The following is a 17,385-nucleotide window of genomic DNA, read 5'->3' on the forward strand; positions in this document are numbered from 1 at the left end:
ACTTGAGTACCCCCCGACTCAGGCGCCGGATCCAGGCCTGACGGCAGTCTGGGGGCCATGACCGCACGCTACTGCTCGCTCGCGCAGCAGCCGCTCCCCGCGTTCGCGCCGGGGCTGGCCGCCGAGCGTGTCGCCGCGCTCGTCGGCGGGCAGCGGATGTGGGTCGACGGAACCGTTCTGCACTACTGCTTCCTGGGCGGCGACACCGACGACTCGGTGGTCCCGATGCGGGGGTCCGGCCGGCCGCGGCGGGAATCGTGGGTGGGGACCGAGGAGCAGCGGGACGTGGTGCGCGACTGCTTCCGGGAGTGGCGGGACCTGGGCATCGGGGTCGGTCTCACCGAGGTGCGGGACCGCTCGGAGGCGGAGCTGCGCATCGGCTTCCAGCCCGGTGACGGATCCTGGTCGGCGATCGGCAAGGACGCGCTCCGGGTCGGTCTGAACGACCGCACGATGAACTTCGGCTGGGACCTGACCGCGCCGGGTGAGCGTGCGACGGCCCTGCACCAGATCGGGCACGCGCTCGGCATGCTGCACGAGCACCAGAGCCCGTTCGCGGGCATCCTCTGGGACGACGAGGCGGTCTACGCCGAGCTGGCGGGCCCGCCCAACCACTGGAGCCGGGAGCGGACCTTCCACAACATCCTGCGCAAGCTGGACGGCGACGAGGCCAACGGACCGGTATGGGACCCGCAGTCGATCATGGAGTACCCCTTCCCGTCGGGTCTGATACTGGAGCCGGAGCACTACCGCTCGGGCCTCCAGCCGCCCGGCACGCTGTCCGCCGCCGACAAGGAGTTCGCCCTGCGCTGGTACCCGCCCACCGGCCGGCCGGGTCCGCTGGTGCCGTTCCGTTCGGTGCCGCTCGGCCTCGGGCCCGGCGAGCAGGCCGACTTCCGTCTGGACCCGCCGGAGACCCGCGAGTACACCGTGGGCACCTTCGGGGACAGCGACGCCGTCGTCGTGGTCTTCGAGGAGCGGGACGGCGTGCCCCGCTTCCTCGTGGGACAGGACGACGGCGGCACCTCCCGCAACGCCACCATCAGGGCCCGTTTCGTCAAGGGCCGCCGCTATGTCGTCCGGGTGCGTCTGTACTCCTCGTGGGGTGCGGGCGAGACCGCGGTCATGTGCTGGTGACCGCGCGGCTCCGCAAGCACCCGGGCGCCGCGGCCACAGTCCGGCGCCGGGGGCCGGCCGCGGACGCCACCTTCGGGGGAGGGTGACGTCCGCGGCACATGCCGTGTCCGCCGCTGGGGGGCGGCGGACACGGCGTCGTACGTGATCCGGCGGGTGCCGGCGCCGTCGCGTCAGACGGGCCGGCCCGCGAGGTGCCGGCCGAAGGCGGGGTGCGCGGTCAGGTTCCGCACGTGGGACCACAGGGCCGGGTGGCCGGTCCCTCTGCCGGGGCGGTCGCGCCGGACGAGGGCCGCCCACACCTGGACGTCGGCCGCGGTGAGCCGGTCGTCGACGACGTGGGAGTGCGCGGTCAGGCGCCGCTCCAGGAGGTCCAGTACGCCGGGCAGCACCGCGGGGTCGGCGACCCGGGCGCACAGCTCCTCGACGGCCGCCAGTTCCGCCTCGGCACCGGACGGGTACAGCACCGGACCGGCGGCCGGAGTGAAGGAGCGGGCGAGGTCGCGCATGATGTCGCGCGCGTGCGTGGACACGATCCGGCCGGACCAGCCGTCGCTGAGCACCGGCGCGACGGCCGGGCCCCGGTAGTGGTGGGCGCTCGCCTCGTAGAGGGGGCGCAGGACGGAGTGGCCGCCGTCGGCGCGATCGGGGACCGGGTCCAGGAGGGTGACCGGACAGATCTCGTCCAGGGCGAGAAGGCCGTGTACGACGGCGATGCCCAGACAGTCGTCGTGACCGGGCGACAGATGGAGGCGGTAGCGGCGCGGTACGGCGTAGTGCCCGCTGCGCGGGTCGCGGCCGATCCGGCCCCGGAAGGCGGCGGCGGGGATGAGCGGTGTGACGGACATGGTTCTCCCCACGTTTCCCTACCTATTCACTAGGATTACTCGGGAAGTGTCGACCGGGGCCTGGGGCGCGTCAAGGGGGCGTCCGCCCATCAAGAAAAGGGTCCCCGCGAGCTGTCGCCCGCGAGGACCCTTCATCACCGTCGGGACGACAGGATTTGAACCTGCGACCCCTTGACCCCCAGTCAAGTGCGCTACCAAGCTGCGCCACGTCCCGGTGCGCGATCCGCTGATTCCCGTGATCGCGCTGGTCAACCCTACCTCATCCGGGGGCGGGACGATGTCCGGCGGTGTGCCGCCGGATCACCGGCGGAACGCGAGGTCGGCGGGCCGCCCGTCACTCACGCATACCGATGATCACATCGCGAGACGGTTTTGCGTCATGCGCCCGACCAGGCGTTACCTCGCACGGTGCGAACCGAACGACCCGAACAGGCCAGTACCGACGTCACCGCCGACCGCTCCGCGCGGCGGGCCGTGACCGTCTTCCCGATCCTCGTCCTCCTGGCCGGCGCGCTCGGCCTGCTGCTCCCCGGAGGTTTCACCGGGTGGAGCGAGGCCGTGCCGTACCTGCTGGGCGTCGTGATGTTCTGCATGGGCATCACCATGACTCCGGAGGACTTCCGCGGGGTCGCCACACGTCCCTGGGCGGTGGCCCTGGGGCTGGTCGCGCACTACGTCATCATGCCCGGGCTCGGCTGGGCCGTGGCCCACCTGCTCGATCTCCCCCCGCAGCTCGCGGCCGGCGTGATCCTGGTCGGCTGTGCGCCCAGCGGGACGGCCTCCAACGTGGTGACGTACCTCGCTCGCGGTGACGTCGCCCTCTCCGTCTCCGTCGCCACCGTCTCCACGCTGGTCGCGCCGCTGGTCACTCCGCCGCTGACGCTGCTGCTGGCGGGCGAGTACCTTCCGGTCGACGCCGGGTCCATGGTCACCGACATCCTCAAGACGGTCCTGCTGCCGGTCCTCGCGGGCGTCGTCGTACGGCTGCTCGCGGGGCGGTACGTGCAGCGGGCGCTGCCGGCGCTGCCCTGGCTGTCGGCGCTGACGATCGCCGTGATCGTCGCGGTGGTCGTGGCGGGCAGCGCGGACGCCATCAAGTCGGCCGCGGGGCTGGTGTTCGTCGCGGTGATCCTGCACAACGGCCTCGGCCTGGCACTCGGTTACGGAGCGGGCCGCCTCGGCCGGCTCGGTGAGCCCTGCAGCCGGGCGATGGCCTTCGAGGTGGGCATGCAGAACTCCGGCCTCGCGGCATCCCTGGCCACCGCCCACTTCAGCCCTCTGGCGGCCCTCCCCGCCGCGGTCTTCTCCGTCTGGCACAACATCTCCGGTGCCCTGACGGCCGCGTGGCTGTCACGCCGGGAGCGCTAGGCCGGCGGTGGCCGGCCGGAGGGCCGTTTGACGGGCCCTGCCGCGGATTCCGGCTCCGGGCACGCACGGGGGCGGCCTCCACCGTGGGGCGCGCCGTCCCCGTCGCGCTACGCCCCCTCGGCTCCCCGGCCGGTACGGCGCGGGGCCCACCGCCCTACCGGGACGCACCGCCCGCGCCGAAGCACCCGCACCCGCACCCGCCGCGTCTCACGGCGGCCTCGCGCCGTGACGTGCGCAGGGCCGCGATGCCGATGAAGACCATGGACGAGAAGCCGGCGAGTGCGAAGGCGGTGAAGCCCCAGTCGCCCTTGCCCGCGGCCAGGAGGCGGTGCCCTGGAGGGGACCGTGTGGGGCGACGCTAGGGACCCCACTCCTAAGTGTCAACACTTTTGTTGACAATCCCGCCCGCGCTGTGCGCCTCCTGTCAGCCGACTGTCGGTGTCCCGTGGGTGTGGAAGGACGCGATGGTCCGCAGGCCCCACGCCTGCCCCTTGGCGCGCTCGGCCTCGGTCCAGGTGACGAGCGGCCAGTCGGGCGCCAGCACCAGCCGCGTGAGCGGGTTGCACAGCTCGATGCGGTTGCCGCCGGGCTCGTAGACGTACAGGAAGAACGTCTGCTGGATGGCGTGCTTGTGGGGTCCCGTCTCGATGAACACACCGGTGTCGATGGCGAGGTCGGCGGCGCGCAGGATGTCCTCGCGGGTGTCTGCCGCGAAGGCGATGTGGTGCAGTCGCCCGGAGGAGCCGGTCCAGTCCTCGGTGTAGACGACGTCGTACGACTTGTCCGTGAAGGTCAGCCATCGGGCGGCGATCCGCCCGGAGTCGAGACGGATCTGCTCGGTGGGCCGGGCGCCGAGGAGTTGTTCCTGGAACTCGGCGTTGGCCAGGACGTCGGCGGCGAGGAAGTTGACGTGGTCGAGCCGCCGGACGCCCACACCCCGGTTGGGTTTGGCCTGCGGCTGGTTCTTCAGTGCGGGCCGCAGCTCCTCCGGCGCCCGGTGGTGCTCGCTCTCCCAGTACAGGGCGTGTTCGTGGCCGTCGGGGTCGGTGGTGACGTAGAGCGGGCCAAGGCCCGGTTCGTCCTCCGCCCACTTCCCCGGGCGTCCCGCGGCCTCCAGGGCAGCCACCCGGCGCCGCAGCGCCTCCTCGCCGGAGGCGCGCAGGGCGAGGCGGCCGAGGCCGGCCTGATCGCGCGCGGTGAGCACCAGGCTGTGGTGTTCGTAGTCGTCGAACGTGCGCAGGTAGACGGTGCCGCCGTCCTGGCCGTTGACGGTGAGGCCGAGGAAGTCCGTGAAGAAGGCGACGCTGGCGTCCAGGTCGGGGGTGAACAGCTGGGCGTGGCCGACATGGGCGATGTCACGAAGCGGCGGAGTCATGGTGCCCTCCAGGGCGTTGTGCGGGGGTCGGCGCCACCGCGGCGGACCGGGGGTAGACGGTGCCGTCGAAGATCTTGCGCGCGGTGCGGACGACGGCGGTGCGCCGGACCACGGGGGGACCGGGGTCGACCCGGACGTCGACCTCCAGGAATCCGGTGGGGTGTTCCACGCGCACGCGGTCGCCGGATCCGGGGAGTCGCGCTATCCCCTCCCCCACCCCGCCGGGCAGCCGCAGGCCCGCGGCGACGCTCGCCGCGCCCAGGACGCCGATGGAGGTGTGGCAGCGCACGGGGATGAAGGTGCGGGTGGCGACCGCGCCGCCGTCCCGGGGCGGGGCCAGCAGGGTGAGCTTGGGCACGGTGGTGCCCTCGACGTCGCCGAGGCCCATCAGGCGCCCGGCGGCCGAACGTATCTCGCGCAGGCGCCCGGCGAGCACCGCGTCCCCCTCCAGTTCCGCGGGCGTCTCGTGGCCGCCGACCCCGAGCGCGGCGGCCGGGATCAGCACGACCGGCATGCCGTTGTCGACGCAGGTGACCTCGGTGCCTGCGACGGTGTCACGGACGTTGCCCGTGGGCAGCAGCGGGCCGGTGCCCTGCGGGAACTCGACGACGACCACGGCGGCGGTCCCGGGCACCCCGGATATCGCCGCGGTGCCGGTGGGGTCGACCCGCCCGCCCGGGGTCGGGAAGGTGGCGACGGCGAGTTCACCCGTGTTGAGCATCCGGATGCGTACCGCCGTCTCGGTGTCCCCGGCCGGGACGAGTCCGCGCTCCACGGCGAACGGGCCCACCCCGGCGAGGAGGTTGCCGCAGTTCTGCCGGTCGGTGACCTCGGGCGCGTCCACGGCGACCTGGAGGAACAGGTAGTCGACGTCGGCGTCGGGGTCGGCCGAGCCGGAGACCACGGCGACCTTGCTGGTCAGCGGGTGGCCGCCGCCGAGCCCGTCGATCTGGCGCGGGTCGGGGCTGCCCATGACCCGCAGCAGCAGGGCGTCGCGGGCGGCGGGTTCCGCGGGCAGGTCGCCGGCGAGGAAGTAGGCGCCCTTGGAGGTGCCGCCGCGCATCAGTGTGCAGCGCACCCCCTCTGGAGCGCTCATGACGGCTCCCCGGGGGCGGACGTGTACTCCTCGTACGACTGGTAGGTCACGCCGAGTTGCGCGAGTTTCTCGCGCAACCCGTAGCGGTCCAGGCCCAGTTGGCCCTCGAGGAAGGCGGCGCGGGCGCCGGCCTCCTTCGCCTCGCGGGCCTCGGACGCCTCGGCGGTCCGCCGGGCCCGTTCGCGGGGGACGACCACCACGCCGTCGTCGTCGGCCACGATCACGTCGCCGGGGCGGATCACCTGGCCGCCGACGGCGATAGGGACGTTGACGGAGCCCCCGGTGGCCTTGACCGTGCCCTGGGCGCTGACCGCGCGGGACCAGGCGGCGAAGCCCATCTCCCGCAGTTCCTGGGTGTCGCGGATCCCGGCGTTGATCACCAGGCCGCGTACGCCGCGCCGTTGGAGGGCGGTGGCGAACAGCTCGCCGAACATGCCGTCGGTGGACGGGGAGGTGGTGGTGACGACGAGGACGTCGCCCTCGCCGCACTGCTCGACGGCGGCGTGGATCATCAGGTTGTCGCCGGGCCAGCCGAGGACGGTGACGGCGGTGCCGGCGATCCGCACGCCCTGCTGAATCGGGCGCAGTTCCGGCCCGAGCAGTCCGGTGCGGCCCATCGCCTCGCCGACCGTGGCGACGCCGTACCCGGCGAGCGCCTCGACGTCGGCGGCGTCCGCCTTCGGGGGGTTGGTGACGACGACGCCGCTCATGCCAGCTCCTTCGCGATCTGCGGGTAGGGGCGCATGTACGCCTCGGCCATGGTCGTGTGGGCGAGTCCCAGGTTGGGGCCCGCGTTGCGCTTGAGCTGGACGCCGCGGCGGACGGCGAGGTCGGTGTAGTAGTCCCACAGGTGCCGCTGGGCGGCGAGGCACTCCATGGCCTGGCGCTTGGTCTCCCACACCTCGGTGATGTCGAGCAGCACCTCGGGCCGGAAGCCGCTCATCTCGGGCTGGTGGGGCTCGAAGTAGAAGACGGGCGGGGCGCCGATGATCTCGCCCTCGGCCGGGTAGCCGATGGCCTGGGCGAGGACGCGGGCCTGGAGGGCGAGGCGGTTGGCGGCCGGGTGGTCGCCGTTGTAGGGGTCCTCGACGGGGTGGGTGAGTACGACGTCGGGCTGGGTGGCGCGGTAGACCTCGACGAGCCGGTCGGTCAGTTCGGGGGTGGCGGTCAGGGGGTAGTCGCCGGCGTCGAAGAAGCGGACCTCGGCGCCGAGGGCGGCGGCGGCCCGTTCGGCCTCGTCCCGGCGGAGTGCCTTGATCTCCGCCAGCGTCATCCCCTCCCGCCAGGCCTTGGCGGACTCGCCGCGCTCACCGAAGGTCAGGCAGGCGATGGTGACCGTCTCCCCGCGTGCGGCGGCCAGAGCGATGGCGCCGCCCGCCCGCCACACGAAGTCACCGGCGTGCGCGGTGACGACGAGGGTCGAACGGGCGGGTGCCGAACGGGGGACGGCGGCGGGCGCGTTGCCGTGGGTCATGCTCGGGTCTCCTTGCTGGACAGGGGCGCCCGCCTCGATGTGTGCGTCAGTCGCGCAGCGCCTCGATCACACTGGTGAGGTGGGCCCGGACGGCCGCCTCGGCGGCCTGGGGGTCCCTGGCCTCGATCGCCTCGATCATGGCCAGGTGCTCGTTCAGGGATTGCTGTGGCCGCCCGGGGCGCAGCGCCAGTTGGAAGCGGTGGCGCACCAGTTGGGCGTTGAGCCGTTCCAGCAGTTCCACGGCCGTGTGCTGGCCGGAGAACTCCCGGATCCTGGCGTGGAGTTCGTGGTTGAGATCCGAGTAGGTCAGCGGTTCGCCCGCGGTCACGGCCTTGCGCATCGCCGAGCCCAGCTCCTTCAGCTGGGCGAGTTGCCCGTCGTCGACGGCCGCGGCGGCCTTGGCCGCGCAGAGCCCTTCGAGGACCAGGCGGCACTCGGTGATGGCGACCGCCTCCTCCACGGTCACCACCCGTACGCGTGAACCGCGGTTGCGGATGCGCTCGACGAGCCCCTGGCCCTCCAGGTCGATCAGCGCGGCCCGGATACTGGCCCGGGTCACGCCGAACTGCTCGGCGAGTTCGTTCTCCACCAGCCGCTGCGCGGGTGCCATGTCGCCGCGCAGGATCGCCTGCCGCAGCTGGCCGAGCGCAAGCTGTTTGGCCTGCTCCCCGGTGCCCGGACGGGCTTGGTTCGGCATGGTCGCCCTCCCTGGGTGAGTGCCTGTCGAACGTAAATCTAGCCAAACAAGATTGTCAACAATTTTGTTCGCGTTGACGAAGTGTCGTAGCACCCGGCCGGTTTCCGCACACCCTGTCTCCCCCGCGGCGCCGTGCGACCCGGCTAGCGTCGCGGCATGACCCACAGCTTCGTCGTCCACGTGCCCGACGCGGAACTCGAACCCGAGCCGCTCTCCCCCGACCAGATCGTGTCCGGTGCCCCCGAGGTGACGGGCAAGGTGGTCTGGGAGTCGGCGGACGGCAGGCAGGTGCGGGGCATCTGGCAGATCACGCCGGGCGTGGTCACCGACACCGAGGCGGACGAGCTGTTCGTCGTGCTCAGCGGCTCGGCCACCATCGAGGTCGCGGGCGGCCCGACGCTGAGGGTCGGCCCCGGCGACCTGGCCGTGCTGCGCGAGGGCGAGCGTACGACGTGGACGGTGCACGAGACGCTCCGCAAGGCGTACGCGATCAACCTCGGCGGCTCCTGAGGTCCGGCGGTTGTCCGGAGCTTTGTCCTGTCAAAAGGTTGACATGATGCCGATGCCCGCCCAGGGTGGCCTGGACAGATCACGGACAGGTCCGAAAAGGGGCTCTCATGGTCGACGCACTCGGGGTCGCCGTCGTCGGGTTCGGCTGGATGGGCCGGGTGCACACCCAGGCGTACGCCCGTGTCCGGCACCACTACCCGCGGCTCGCCCTGCGGCCGGAGCTGGTGGCGGTCGCGGAGGAGGTACCCGGACGGGCCGAGGAGGCCGCCGAGCAGTTCGGGTTCGCGTCGACGACCCGTGACTGGCGAGAGGTGGCCGCCGACCCGCGCGTGGGCGCGGTCAGCATCACCGCGCCGAACTTCCTGCACCGCGAGATCGCCGTGGCGATGGCGGAGGCCGGCAAGCACATCTGGATCGAGAAGCCGGTCGGCCTGACCACCGACGACGCCCGCGCGGTCGCGGACGCGGTCGCCGCGGCGGGCGTACAGGGCGCGGTCGGCTTCAACTACCGCAACGCGCCCGCCGTGGAGGCCGCCCGCGACCTGATCGCCACCGGCGGGATCGGCACCGTCACGCACGTCCGCATCCGCCTCTTCAGCGACTACGCCGCCCATCCCGAGTCCGCGCTCACCTGGCGCTACGAGCGTGCGCGCGGCGGCAGCGGGGTGCTCGGCGACCTGGCCTCGCACGGCGCCGACCTGGCCCGTTTCCTGCTCGGCGACATCGCGTCCCTGACCGCCGACACGGCGGTCTTCCTGGCCGAGCGGGCCCGGCCCACCGGCGCGACGGCGGGTCACTCACGTTCCTCGGGCGGCGAGTTGGGAGCGGTCGAGAACGAGGACTACGTCAACTGCCTGCTGCGCTTCGCGTCCGGCGCCCGGGGTGTCCTGGAGGCCTGCCGGGTCTCGGTCGGGGAGCAGAACAACTACGGCTTCGAGGTGCACGGCACCACGGGCGCGGTGTTCTGGGACTTCCGCCGCATGAACGAGCTGGGCGTCAGCCGGGGCACGGGGTACCAGGACCAGCCGGTCTCCACGGTGTACGTCGGCCCCGGGCACGGCGAGTTCGCCGCCTTCCAGCCGGGTGCCGCCAACGCCATGGGCTACGACGACCTCAAGGTGGTGGAGGCGTACCGCTTCCTGCGCTCGGTCGCGGAGGGCGTGCCGCACGGCGCGGGCCTGCCGGACGCCGTGCACAGCGCCGCCGTACTGGAGGCGATGGCGGCCTCGGCGCTGAGCGGCGGCTGGGTCACCCCCGAGTTTCCCGCCTGACCTCGGGTGGGCGTCGCGCCCGCATCGCCCACCTGCCCAGCATGACCTTCACCGGGGGCAGGACGAGCCAGCCCCACATGGCCGCGGGGCCGATCGCCAGGGCGAGCGGCACGCTGAGCGCGAACACCACGACCGACGCGGCGAGATCCAGGCCGTAGATCAGGAAGCCCTCCTCGGGGACGGTGTCGCCGCGCAGCCAGGGCCGGGCGGCCAGTAGCGCGACCAGGGCGAGGTGCGAGGCGCCCAGGGAGGCCACCGCCGCCGCGTAGATGGCGACGGAGGCCGGCTCGTGGCCGTACTCGGAGATGAGCGTGGTGGGGAAGGGCACGAGGGCGGCGACGCCGAGGCCGAGCAGCGACAGGGTGATCACCTGGCCGTCGACCCGCTCGACGAAGCGGAAGATGCGGCGGTGGTCGCGCCAGAAGACACCGAGCACGACGACGCTCAGCGCGTACGCCCCCAGGTTGGGCACCAGCTCCCGCAGTTCGTCGCGGTACGCCGCCGCGTCGAGGCCGCGGGGCATGGCGAAGTCGAGGACGAGCAGGGTGATGGCGATCGCGAAGACGCCGTCGGCCAGCGCCACCACCCGCTCGGGACCTCCGGCCGGAGTCGATTTCCACATGTCCCCGACGGTAGAAGCGGCACCACGCGGGGCGGCGTCACACGCCCGGGAGGCCACGCGACGTCACACGGCCGCGACGCCGGGCGGCATGTTGTAGGGGGTGACCACCTGGATCGCGGAGGGCAGGGACGGGCCCGCGGGCGGCAGTGCGCCGTGGGCCCGCATCACCATGCGGCAGGCCTCCCGCAGGTCCTGCCGCAGGTCGTGGTGGAGTACGGCGGACAGGCGGTGCTCGCGCAGCAGGCGGGTGTTGTCCTGGTCGAGGTCGTGGGCGACGAACACCACGCAGGTGCGGCCCAGGTCGGCGAAGGCCCGCAGCGTGGCGATGTTGCCGCCGCCGATCGAGTAGACCGCGCGGATCTCCGGATCGCGTTCCAGCGCGGCCCGGACCAGGTCGTACTGGGTGGCGTCCAGTCCCTGGCCCCCGGCGATCTCCACGAGGGCGCGCTCCGGGTGCCGGGCGCGCATGACGGCGCGGAAGCCCATCTCGCGCTCCTCCTCGTTGCGGAAGAAGCCGCTGCTGAGACTGGTGAGGACGTTGCCGGGTCGGTCGCCGAGCCACTGGCCCGTCAGATGGGCGGCGGTCGCGCCCGCCGCCCGGTTGTCGATGCCCACGTAGCCGAGCCGGGATGCGGCGGGCAGGTCCGTCACCAGGGTCACGACGGGCACGCCCGCCGCGGTCAGGCGGCCCACCGCGGCGGCGACCTCGGGGACGTCCGGTGCCTTGAGGATCACTCCCTGCGAGCCGCGCCGGGCGATCCGGTCCAGGACGGCGGTCAGCCCGCCGGCCGGGCCGGTCTCACGGAAGTGGAAGCGCGAGCGCACGACGGCGGGGTGCAGGGAGGGCAGTTCGGCCTCCAGCGCCGCGCGCACGGCGGTCGAGAAGCGCTCCGGGGACTGCATCACTATGTCGATCATGAAGGTGCGGCCGACCAGCCGGACCTGGGTGCGCTGCCGGTCCAGGTCGGCGATGGCCCGGCGCACCTCGTCCGCCGTGGACTCCCGCACCCCGCCGCGGCCGTTGAGCACCCGGTCGACCGTGGCCTCGCTCAGCCCCGCCTGACGTGCGATCTCCCTGATCGGGAAGGGATGCCCCATGTCCGGCTCCTCCGTGACCCGCTCAGTCCCGCGCGGACGTCTTGAGGGGTTTTTGATGGCTGGCTGCTGGTTGTTCGCGCTGTTTGTCAGGACAAGAATGGCAGCACCGTGCCGCCCCTGTCAGCGAAAGGACGACCGGGTGCCGGCCACGGCAACCACGCACAAGGAGCAGCGGAAGAACATGCGTATCGGAATCCTCGGCCTCGGCCGCATCGGTGCCTTCCACGCCGAGACCCTCTCCGGACTTGCCGCCGTCGACTCGCTGGTCGTCGCCGACCCGTTCGCGGATGCCGCGCGGGCCGCCGCCGACCGGTTCGGCGCCGAGGTCGCCGCCTCGCCGGAGGCGCTGCTGGCCGCCGGCGTGGACGGTGTGGTGGTCGCCGCGGCGACCGACGCCCACCCCGAGCTGATCGTGGCCGCCGTCGAGGCCGGCGTCCCGGTCTTCTGCGAGAAGCCCGTCGCCCGGACCATGGCGGAGGGCGTCGACGTGCTCAAGGCGGTCGCGGGCCGCGACGTGCCGGTGCAGATCGGCTTCAACCGGCGCTTCGACGCCGGGTTCACCGCCGCACGGGAGGCGGTGCTGGGGGGCGAGCTGGGCAAGCTGCACACGGTGCGCTCGACCACGCTGGACCCGGCGCCGCCGCCCGCCGCGTACGTCGCCGCCTCCGGGGGCATCTTCCGGGACTGCTCGGTGCACGACTTCGACATCATCCGCTGGGTGACCGGCCGCGAGGTCACCGAGGTCTACGCGGTCGGCGGCAACCGGGGTGCCGAGTACATCAGGGAGGCGGGCGACGCCGACACCACCGGCGCGGTCCTCACCCTGGACGACGGCACGATCGCCGTGGTCTCCAACAGCCGTCACAACGCGCGTGGCCACGACGTCCGCATGGAGCTCCACGGCTTCGCCGACTCCATCGCCGTCGGTCTGGAGGACAGGCTGCCGCTGCGCTCGGTCGAGCCCGGCGTGACCTTCCCGGCGGGCACGCCGCACGACTTCTTCATGGACCGGTTCACCGCCGCCTACCGCGCCGAACTCGCCGCGTTCACCGAGGTCGTCGCGGGCGGGCGGCCCTCGCCCTGCACGATCGAGGACGCGCTGGAGGCGGGCTGGATCGCCGAGGCGTGCACCCTGTCGCTGCACGAGCACCGCCCCGTGACGATCGCGGAGGTGCGGCGGGGGTGAGCCCGGACGGGCCCGGTGGGACGGCCGGGCCGACGGGTGACGGGTGACGGGTCGAGTGACCTACGAGCCGGCGGGGTCAGCCCGTCGGCTCGCTGATGTTCACCATCCAGGGGATGCCGAACCGGTCGGTGCACATGCCGAAGACGTCGCCCCACATCTGCTTCTCCAGCGGCACGGAGACGGAACCGCCGGCGGACAGCTTCTCCCAGTAGCCGCGCAGCTCGGCCGCTTCGTCGCCGCTGAGGCTCACCGAGAAGTTGGTCCCGGGCGTGTGGTCCATCCCGGGCGGGGTGTCGGCACCCATCAGAGTGAAGCCGCTCGGGGTCTCCAGCATGGCGTGCATGATCTTGTCGGTGTACGCGGGGTCGGGCATGCCGGCCGAGCCGAAGGTGTTCAGCGCGAGGGTGCCGCCGAACACCTGCTCGTAGAACTCCATGGCCTGTCGGGCGTCGCCGTCGAAGCTGAGGTAGGGGTTGAGTCGCGAGGTCATGACGCCTCCCGGGTCGGGACGAAAGTGCCAGTGCTGCGACGCTAGCGCGCAGCACCGACAACGGCCCGCCGAGCGGCGCACCGGCGGGACCCGCCCGCCGGCGCGGTCGGCCTCAGGCGCCGCAGGAGCGCAGGAACTTCCGGGTGCGCACGGCGATGGGCAGCGGCTTGTCCGGCTCGCAGGGGTACATGTCCTGCTCGACGATGGCGAACAGGTCCACGTCCAGTTTCTGGGCGGCGGTGAGCACCGGGCCCAGCTCCGGCACCCCGGCCGGCGGTTCGCACATCACCCCGCGCTGCACGGCCGGCCCGAACGGCACGCCGCCCGCCCGCACCTCGGCGAGGATCTCCGGGTCGACCTGCTTGAGGTGCAGGTAGCCGATGCGTTCGCCGTAGGTCTCGATCAGCTTGACGCTGTCGCCGCCGCAGTAGGCGTAGTGGCCGGTGTCCAGGCAGAGGTTGACCAGACCGGGGTCGGTGGCGTCAAGGAAGCGCTCGACGTGCTCCTCGGTGTCGATGTGGGTGTCGGCGTGCGGGTGGACGACGATGTCCAGGCCGTAGGTGTCGCGCACCTCGCGGGCGAGGCGTTCCATGCCCCGGGTCAGGTGGGTCCACTGCTCACCGGTCAGCTCCGGCGGCTCCAGGATCTCGGCGGTCTTGTCGTCGCGCCAGAAGGATGGGATGACGACCAGGTGCTCGGCGTCCATGGCCCGCGTCAGGGCGGCGACGCGGCCGACCTGTTCCCAGGTGGCGTCCCACTCGGAGGGGCCGCGGTGCAGCCCGCAGAAGATGGTGCCCGCGGAGACCTTGAGCCCGCGCCGGGTCACCTCGTCGGTGAGCCGGGCCGGGTCGGTGGGGAGGTAGCCGTAGGGGCCCAGCTCGATCCAGTCGTACCCGGCCTCGGTGACCTCGTCCAGGAAGCGTTCCCAGGGCACCTGCTGAGGATCGTCGGGGAACCAGACGCCCCACGAGTCGGGTGCCGAGCCGACGCGGATGCGGTCCAGGGCAGCGGGCATGTCAGGTCTTCCCTTCGACGGTGTGCGGTGCGTCGGTGGCGGGTGGCGTGTCCCCCGCCACCGTGTCCTGCGGCTTCTCCTCCTTCTGTTCCCCCTCCCTGGGCTCCCCCTCCTCGGGCTCCGCGTCCGGCAGCGCCTCCACGTCCACCCCGCCGACCTGGGCCAGCTCGTGCTTGAGGGCGGCCAGTTCCGCGCCGCCCGCCATGTGGTTGGTGAGCTGTTCGAGGGTGATGCCCGCGCGGGCGGCGCTGAGTTCGAGGGTGCCCAGGCGCAGCACGCTGAAGTGGTCGCCGACCATGTAGGCGTGGTGGGGGTTGTGGGTGATGAAGATGACGCCGAGGCCGCGTTCGCGGGCGGCGGCGATGTACTTGAGGACCACGCCGGACTGCTTGACGCCGAGGGCGGCAGTGGGCTCGTCCAGGATGAGGACGCGGGCGCCGAAGTAGACGGCGCGGGCGATGGCCACGCTCTGGCGCTGGCCGCCGGAGAGGGTGCCGATGGGCTGTTCCAGGTCGTCCAGGACGATGCCCATGTTGCGCAGCTCCTCGTCGGCGGTCCGCTTCATGCGGGCGATGTCGAGGCGGCGCACGGGCCAGGGGCCCCTGGTCATCTCGGAGCCGAGGAAGAAGTTCCGCCACACCGGCATCAGCGGGATGGTGGCGAGGTCCTGGTAGACGGTGGCGATGCCGCGCGCGAGGGCGTCGCGCGGGGTCGTGAAGCGCACCGGCTCGCCGTCGACGAGGAACTCGCCCTCGGTGTGCTGGTGCAGCCCGGAGATGATCTTGATGAGGGTGGACTTGCCCGCGCCGTTGTCACCGAGCACGCAGGTCACCCGGCCGGGGTGGACGGCGAGGTCGACGCCGTGCAGGGCGCGGACGTTGCCGTACGCCTTGCCCGTGCCGCGCAGTTCGACGATCGGGCCGCCCTGCCCGGGTGCGGGGTCCGTGCGGACGGCACCGTCGGTGCCGGGGGTCTTGGTGGTCATTTCCGTCACCTCCGGGTCGCCGCGCGGCGGACGTACAGGTTGATCAGGACGGCGCCGAGCAGCATCACGCCGAGGAAGGCCTTGAACCAGTCGGGGTTCCAGCCGGCGAAGACGATGCCCTGGTTCACCATGCCGAACATGAAGGCGCCGAAGACCGGGCCGATGGCGGAACCGTAGCCGCCGGTGAGCAGGCAGCCGCCGATCACGGCCGCGGCGATGTAGATCAGCTCCTGGCCGACGCCCTCGCCGGACTGCACGGTGTTGAAGGAGAACAACTGGTGCATGCCGACGAACCAGGCGCCGAAGCCGACCAGCATGAACAGCGTGATCTTGGTGAAGGTGACGGGTACGCCGACCGCGCGGGCGGAGTCCTGGCTGCCGCCGACCGCGAAGATCCAGTTGCCGTACTTGGTGCGGAGCAGCACCCAGGTGGCCAGGGCGGCGAAGGCCAGCCAGTAGAAGACGGTGATCTTCACCTCGACGCCGCCGATGTCGAAGGACGAGGCGAAGACGGCCTTGGCCTGGTCGAAGCCGTCCATGTCGCTGATGTCGTCGGTGGCAACGTTGCCGGTGACGAGTTTGGTGACGGCGAGGTTGACGCCCTGGAGGATGAGGAAGGTGGCCAGCGTCACGAGGAAGCTCGGCAGGCCGGTCTTCATCAGCACCCAGCCGTTGAACGCGCCGACGGCGAGGGAGGCGACGAGGGCGACGAGCACGCCCATCCAGACGTTCACGGTCAGCTGGTAGCTGAGCATGCCCGCGGTGAGCGAGGAGGCGACCACGGCGACACCGGCCGACAGGTCGAACTCGCCGCCGATCATCAGCAGGGCCACCGGCAGCGCCATGATGCCGATGGTGGACGACTGGTAGAGGACCGTCGCCATGGAGCCGCCGTCGCGGACCGAGGGGGCGGCGATCAGGAAGAAGACGAACACGGCGACGGCGCCGAGGAAGACCCCGACCTCGGGCCGGGCGAGCACCCGCAGCGCCACCGAGCGCTCGCGGGTGCGCCCGTCGGTCTCCTTGGGGCCGGGGGCCGGCGGTGTGGTCACCGCCGGCTCAGCCTGTTGGGCCATGCTCATCACCGGGTGCCCTTCGAGGCGAACTCGGCGACGGCCTTCACGTTGGACTCGTCGACGAAGGCCGGGCCGGTCAGCACCGGCTGCTCACCGCCGCCGCTGTAGTTGCCGTTGTTCTTGTAGAGCCACAGTCCGTCGACGGCCAGGTAGCCCTGGAGGTAGGGCTGCTGGTCGACGGCGAACTCGATGTCGCCCTTCTCGATGGCGCCGGTCAGTTCCTTGTTGAGGTCGAAGGTGGCGACCTTGGCCTCGCTGCCGGACTCGTCCACGGCCTGCACGGCCGTCATCGCGAAGGGGGCGCCGAGCGTGACGAGGTGGTCGATGTCGCCGTCCTGCTTGAGCTTGGCGGTGACGGTCGACTTCACCGAGGGCATGTCGGTGCCGTTGACGTAGAGGTTCTCGATCGATCCCTCGAAGGTCTTCTTCACGCCCTCGCAGCGCTGGGTCAGGCCGACGTTGCCCTGCTCGTGGATCACGCAGACGGCGTTCTTGGCGCCGTCCTCGTTGAGCCGCTTGCCGAGCGCCTCGCCGGCCACGCTCTCGTCCTGGCCGAAGAACTCCATCAGGCCGAGCTTCTTCCAGTCGGCGAGACCGGAGTTGAGCCCGACGACGGGTATGCCGGCCTTCTCCGCCTTGCCGAGGACGCTCTTCAGGGCGTCCGGCTTGGCGAGGGTGACGGCGATGCCGTCGACCTTCTGGTCGATCGCGTTCTGCACCAGGTTGGCCTGGTTGCCCGCGTTCGGGTCGGCGGAGTAGACGAGCTTGACGTTGTCCTTGGCGGCCGCGGCCTCGGCGCCCTTGCGGACGATGTCCCAGAAGGTGTCGCCGGGCGCCTGATGGGTCACCAGGGCGACGGTCATACGGGGGGTGTTCGCCTTGCCCGCGGAGGCGCCCGAGTCTCCCTCCTCGTCGGCCTTCTTCCCGCCCGAGCTGCTGGAACAGCCGGCGAGGGTCAGGGCCGCGGCGGCGGCGAGGGCCACGGCGGGGGCGAATCTGCGGGAGCGGGCGTGCGAAGAGCGGTCCATCTTTCCTGCACCTCACTGTGCGACTGTGCGACGGGAAGCCGTGTGCCAGACCGGAGAAGAACGGCTGTGGCGCTGGGACCGGATACAAGTCCTTGGGGCGCCCGCTGTCAAT

The 17,385-nt window shown here is 72.1% G+C and carries 18 protein-coding genes and 1 tRNA gene; 5 read left to right on the plus strand and 14 right to left on the minus strand.

The features are described from left to right. Window positions 1–57: 57 nt before the first annotated feature. Window positions 58–1,137: a hypothetical protein gene (locus tag ACGF3J_RS29190; protein ID WP_393855092.1), complete on the plus strand. Its 1,080-nt coding sequence runs from the start codon at window positions 58–60 to the stop codon at window positions 1,135–1,137. 170 nt (window positions 1,138–1,307) lie between these two features. Here ACGF3J_RS29190 and ACGF3J_RS29195 read toward each other — a convergent pair whose 3' ends face one another. Together ACGF3J_RS29195 and ACGF3J_RS29200 are read right to left on the minus strand one after the other, a co-directional pair. Continuing rightward, window positions 1,308–1,982 carry a glutathione S-transferase family protein gene (locus tag ACGF3J_RS29195; protein ID WP_393855093.1) on the minus strand — a complete coding sequence of 225 codons (675 nt, stop codon included), beginning with the start codon at window positions 1,980–1,982 and terminating at the stop codon, window positions 1,308–1,310. A gap of 140 nt (window positions 1,983–2,122) precedes the next feature. Further along, window positions 2,123–2,196 (minus strand) — tRNA-Pro (locus tag ACGF3J_RS29200). Window positions 2,197–2,390: 194 nt separating this feature from the next. On the opposite strand from ACGF3J_RS29200, the gene ACGF3J_RS29205 reads away from it, so the two are divergent. Further along, the gene (locus ACGF3J_RS29205; protein WP_393855094.1) at window positions 2,391–3,350 is read left to right on the plus strand and encodes a bile acid:sodium symporter family protein; all 960 of its coding nucleotides are present in this window, start codon (window positions 2,391–2,393) and stop codon (window positions 3,348–3,350) included. A gap of 424 nt (window positions 3,351–3,774) precedes the next feature. Here the strand turns inward: ACGF3J_RS29205 and ACGF3J_RS29210 are convergent, their stop codons facing one another. The 5 genes from ACGF3J_RS29210 to ACGF3J_RS29230 are packed head-to-tail and all read right to left on the minus strand — an operon-like array spanning window position 3,775 to window position 7,992. Then, window positions 3,775–4,725, minus strand: a complete 951-nt coding sequence (locus ACGF3J_RS29210) for a VOC family protein (protein ID WP_161331829.1) — start codon at window positions 4,723–4,725, stop codon at window positions 3,775–3,777. Continuing rightward, a complete protein-coding gene (locus tag ACGF3J_RS29215; protein ID WP_393855095.1) occupies window positions 4,706–5,821 on the minus strand; it encodes a 4-oxalomesaconate tautomerase in 1,116 nt (371 codons plus the stop codon). The genes ACGF3J_RS29210 and ACGF3J_RS29215 overlap by 20 nt, the downstream gene beginning before the upstream one ends. Beyond that, complete coding sequence (locus ACGF3J_RS29220) at window positions 5,818–6,531, minus strand: 4-carboxy-4-hydroxy-2-oxoadipate aldolase/oxaloacetate decarboxylase (RefSeq protein WP_393855096.1); 714 nt, start codon at window positions 6,529–6,531, stop codon at window positions 5,818–5,820. Before ACGF3J_RS29220 ends, ACGF3J_RS29215 begins: the two co-directional genes overlap by 4 nt. Then, complete coding sequence (locus tag ACGF3J_RS29225) at window positions 6,528–7,295, minus strand: PIG-L deacetylase family protein (RefSeq protein ID WP_393855097.1); 768 nt, start codon at window positions 7,293–7,295, stop codon at window positions 6,528–6,530. The genes ACGF3J_RS29220 and ACGF3J_RS29225 overlap by 4 nt, the downstream gene beginning before the upstream one ends. A 46-nt stretch (window positions 7,296–7,341) precedes the next feature. Continuing rightward, a complete protein-coding gene (locus ACGF3J_RS29230; protein ID WP_161331825.1) occupies window positions 7,342–7,992 on the minus strand; it encodes a GntR family transcriptional regulator in 651 nt (216 codons plus the stop codon). Between the two features lie 156 nt (window positions 7,993–8,148). On the opposite strand from ACGF3J_RS29230, the gene ACGF3J_RS29235 reads away from it, so the two are divergent. Then, entirely contained in the window at window positions 8,149–8,502 is a 354-nt protein-coding gene (locus tag ACGF3J_RS29235) for a cupin domain-containing protein (protein ID WP_393855098.1), read from the plus strand. A 107-nt stretch (window positions 8,503–8,609) separates the two neighbouring features. Beyond that, window positions 8,610–9,773: a Gfo/Idh/MocA family protein gene (locus ACGF3J_RS29240; protein WP_393855099.1), complete on the plus strand. Its 1,164-nt coding sequence runs from the start codon at window positions 8,610–8,612 to the stop codon at window positions 9,771–9,773. Here the strand turns inward: ACGF3J_RS29240 and ACGF3J_RS29245 are convergent. After that, entirely contained in the window at window positions 9,751–10,395 is a 645-nt protein-coding gene (locus ACGF3J_RS29245; RefSeq protein WP_393855100.1) for a TMEM175 family protein, read from the minus strand. The genes ACGF3J_RS29240 and ACGF3J_RS29245 overlap by 23 nt on opposite strands. Window positions 10,396–10,458: 63 nt before the next feature. Beyond that, entirely contained in the window at window positions 10,459–11,493 is a 1,035-nt protein-coding gene (locus tag ACGF3J_RS29250; protein WP_393855101.1) for a LacI family DNA-binding transcriptional regulator, read from the minus strand. A gap of 181 nt (window positions 11,494–11,674) precedes the next feature. Between ACGF3J_RS29250 and ACGF3J_RS29255 the strand changes: the two genes are divergently transcribed. Then, complete coding sequence (locus tag ACGF3J_RS29255; protein ID WP_161331821.1) at window positions 11,675–12,679, plus strand: Gfo/Idh/MocA family oxidoreductase; 1,005 nt, start codon at window positions 11,675–11,677, stop codon at window positions 12,677–12,679. Between the two features lie 76 nt (window positions 12,680–12,755). On the opposite strand, the gene ACGF3J_RS29260 is transcribed toward ACGF3J_RS29255, so the two are convergent. From ACGF3J_RS29260 to ACGF3J_RS29280, 5 genes are all read right to left on the minus strand, one after another. Further along, window positions 12,756–13,169, minus strand: a complete 414-nt coding sequence (locus tag ACGF3J_RS29260; protein WP_161331820.1) for a VOC family protein — start codon at window positions 13,167–13,169, stop codon at window positions 12,756–12,758. 112 nt (window positions 13,170–13,281) lie between these two features. After that, complete coding sequence (locus tag ACGF3J_RS29265; protein WP_161331818.1) at window positions 13,282–14,184, minus strand: sugar phosphate isomerase/epimerase; 903 nt, start codon at window positions 14,182–14,184, stop codon at window positions 13,282–13,284. 1 nt (window position 14,185) lies between these two features. Then, a complete protein-coding gene (locus ACGF3J_RS29270) occupies window positions 14,186–15,169 on the minus strand; it encodes an ATP-binding cassette domain-containing protein (RefSeq protein WP_237552786.1) in 984 nt (327 codons plus the stop codon). A gap of 5 nt (window positions 15,170–15,174) precedes the next feature. After that, entirely contained in the window at window positions 15,175–16,251 is a 1,077-nt protein-coding gene (locus ACGF3J_RS29275; protein WP_161331816.1) for an ABC transporter permease, read from the minus strand. Next, complete coding sequence (locus ACGF3J_RS29280) at window positions 16,251–17,273, minus strand: sugar ABC transporter substrate-binding protein (protein ID WP_122616427.1); 1,023 nt, start codon at window positions 17,271–17,273, stop codon at window positions 16,251–16,253. The genes ACGF3J_RS29275 and ACGF3J_RS29280 overlap by 1 nt, the downstream gene beginning before the upstream one ends. Window positions 17,274–17,385: the final 112 nt, after the last annotated feature.

It is taken from the genome of Streptomyces sp. NPDC048171, assembly GCF_043202655.1.
In the GTDB taxonomy this organism is placed as follows: Bacteria; Actinomycetota; Actinomycetes; order Streptomycetales; family Streptomycetaceae; genus Streptomyces.

Coding starts and splice junctions, on each gene's coding strand:
- ACGF3J_RS29190 (WP_393855092.1), top strand. CDS start 58: ATGACCGCACGCTACTGCTCGCTCGCGCAGCAGCCGCTCCCCGCGTTC.
- ACGF3J_RS29260 (WP_161331820.1), bottom strand. CDS start 13,169: ATGACCTCGCGACTCAACCCCTACCTCAGCTTCGACGGCGACGCCCGA.
- ACGF3J_RS29280 (WP_122616427.1), bottom strand. CDS start 17,273: ATGGACCGCTCTTCGCACGCCCGCTCCCGCAGATTCGCCCCCGCCGTG.
- ACGF3J_RS29265 (WP_161331818.1), bottom strand. CDS start 14,184: ATGCCCGCTGCCCTGGACCGCATCCGCGTCGGCTCGGCACCCGACTCG.
- ACGF3J_RS29275 (WP_161331816.1), bottom strand. CDS start 16,251: ATGAGCATGGCCCAACAGGCTGAGCCGGCGGTGACCACACCGCCGGCC.
- ACGF3J_RS29270 (WP_237552786.1), bottom strand. CDS start 15,169: ATGACCACCAAGACCCCCGGCACCGACGGTGCCGTCCGCACGGACCCC.
- ACGF3J_RS29225 (WP_393855097.1), bottom strand. CDS start 7,295: ATGACCCACGGCAACGCGCCCGCCGCCGTCCCCCGTTCGGCACCCGCC.
- ACGF3J_RS29240 (WP_393855099.1), top strand. CDS start 8,610: ATGGTCGACGCACTCGGGGTCGCCGTCGTCGGGTTCGGCTGGATGGGC.
- ACGF3J_RS29245 (WP_393855100.1), bottom strand. CDS start 10,395: ATGTGGAAATCGACTCCGGCCGGAGGTCCCGAGCGGGTGGTGGCGCTG.
- ACGF3J_RS29250 (WP_393855101.1), bottom strand. CDS start 11,493: ATGGGGCATCCCTTCCCGATCAGGGAGATCGCACGTCAGGCGGGGCTG.
- ACGF3J_RS29215 (WP_393855095.1), bottom strand. CDS start 5,821: ATGAGCGCTCCAGAGGGGGTGCGCTGCACACTGATGCGCGGCGGCACC.
- ACGF3J_RS29235 (WP_393855098.1), top strand. CDS start 8,149: ATGACCCACAGCTTCGTCGTCCACGTGCCCGACGCGGAACTCGAACCC.
- ACGF3J_RS29220 (WP_393855096.1), bottom strand. CDS start 6,531: ATGAGCGGCGTCGTCGTCACCAACCCCCCGAAGGCGGACGCCGCCGAC.
- ACGF3J_RS29195 (WP_393855093.1), bottom strand. CDS start 1,982: ATGTCCGTCACACCGCTCATCCCCGCCGCCGCCTTCCGGGGCCGGATC.
- ACGF3J_RS29255 (WP_161331821.1), top strand. CDS start 11,675: ATGCGTATCGGAATCCTCGGCCTCGGCCGCATCGGTGCCTTCCACGCC.
- ACGF3J_RS29230 (WP_161331825.1), bottom strand. CDS start 7,992: ATGCCGAACCAAGCCCGTCCGGGCACCGGGGAGCAGGCCAAACAGCTT.
- ACGF3J_RS29210 (WP_161331829.1), bottom strand. CDS start 4,725: ATGACTCCGCCGCTTCGTGACATCGCCCATGTCGGCCACGCCCAGCTG.